Below are 1,949 nucleotides of genomic sequence, written 5' to 3'. Positions count from 1 at the left end.
TTGCTTCTAAGGTGGTATTTCCCCCCGACCAACTTAAGTTATCTAAATAGATGTCTGCTAATAAGTTAAGCTGAAAATAATCATTTTGTTCTAATTGTGGCATCATTACCCCGTAATCTTGCCAATTGAGTCCATACTTATCAAAAGCTTGACTTAATCTCGACTGAAAGCAATGGGTCACAAATTCGCTACGATGACAGATAAAAATAAAGTGGCTGTGGGGAACTTGTCGGGCAATTCTAGGAAAAATATCGTCATTTTCTGGCAGATATTTAAATAAACTCTGACAGTTTAAATAGATGATTTTATCCTCGGCTAATCCCATCTCTAAACGAGTTTTTCTCTGGGGAGGAAGCGAGGGTTTAGCATAGGCAATACCTAAATTAGATAAGCGAATTAATTTTTCACTGTAGTGATTATCTCCCTCCGTGGGTTCCATTAATTCACTGGAGATAAAATAATCAAGGGTTGGTAATCCTGAGGTGATTGGATGGCCCCAAGTTACACATTGTACTGGAGCTAAACGCAATGCTGCTAGTTGGGTAGTGCGAGCATCCATACCAATATCTAAATAAACCAGAATATGTAACTGATTATCTAAAATATGTTGAGCAATTCTTCCTATATTGACCAGATTATCAAATTGATAAAAATAATCACTTTGCTCTTGATATTGTTTGGTAAAATTATCCCAGGTGTTATTAATATCTATTCCATAACAGTAAATTTCAAATTGCTCTCGATTTCGCCACTGCAACCATCCTTGAAACAGTTTCGCTACTGTGTGATGACGCAAGTGAGCAGAAATATAGCCAAGGCGGATTTTTCCCGTAGGCATGGTTAGGTTTTTCACCCAATTAGGAAAGTTAACCGAGGCAATTTTACAAACCAATTCTCCATATTTTTTTTGTAGTTCTAAATCATTTTTAGCTTGATATTGAAGATAAAAGTTAGTTCTTAATCCAATACTTTTCCAAGCATCCTGTTGTTGATTAGTAGTAGTTAAATCAAGATTGGATAAGATATTATCTAACTGTTTCTCGTAGTTTGATCGATATTGCATAATATCGGCTTGAGTTGTGTAAACTATTGGCATTAACCGCATTAATTCTAACTTCAGAGATAGGTGATCGGGAAGATACTCTAAAGCCGATTTAGTTGCTTGAATTGCCACCTCGATCGGATAATTATTTTGTAGTAACCAAATTAGGCGCAAATGTAAATCAATATTTTCTGGATGATAGGCAATGCCTTTTTTATACACTTCCAAAGCTTGTTTTTCTTCTTTAAGAATGAGATAGCAATGGGCGCAGTTTAAATAAAAATTGCTCTCCTCTATTTTAATTGCTAATAATTTTTGATAATAGTTTAATGCTAATTGATAGATTTTTCTTTGATAAAAATAATCACCTGAATAAAGATTTGCTCTTTTTTGGTCAGCTTGCAGAATTTCCCAAAGGGAGAGATTTTGACTAATTTCTCCTCTATCTCCTGCCAGTTGTTGAGCCGTTTTATAAGCATTTTTTGCCTCTGTCCAAGCTTGTTTAACTAAATAGACATTGCCTAAATTGATATAGAAAGGATAAAAATCACCCTGTTTATTAATTCCCTGCTGATAGAATTTTTCGGCTGACTCTAGCTGCCCTAGTTTATAAAATAAATTGCCCAGTTTGTTATAAGCATCGAGAAAATTATCCTTGAGATCAATCGCTTTTTGATAAGCTGATAAAGCTATATCTAAACGGGATTGTTTTTCTAGCACCATGGCCATAGTATAATGATATAAGGCTTGATTTTCCTCTAAGTTGATGGCTCGTGCCAAACAGTTAAAAGATTCTGTTAGTCGGTTAATTATATAGTATAAATATCCTAAATCGTGCCAGATGTAAGCTAATTGTTCACGCCAAGATAAAATTCTTAAGTAAAAGTCCTCAGCTAAAGTATATTCT

1 protein-coding gene is annotated in these 1,949 nt (G+C 34.6%); it reads right to left on the bottom strand.

What is annotated here, in order from left to right; genetic code table 11:
• Positions 1–1,949, bottom strand: a 1,949-nt coding sequence (locus tag PX484_RS18350; RefSeq protein WP_288105030.1) for an O-linked N-acetylglucosamine transferase, SPINDLY family protein, incomplete at both ends; no start/stop codon positions are given.

This window comes from Microcystis sp. M49636_WE2, assembly GCF_030065375.1.
In the GTDB taxonomy this organism is placed as follows: Bacteria; Cyanobacteriota; Cyanobacteriia; order Cyanobacteriales; family Microcystaceae; genus Microcystis; species Microcystis aeruginosa_C.
Note: the sequence above shows the minus strand (reverse complement) of the source record. Positions and strands in the feature narration are given on the sequence as shown.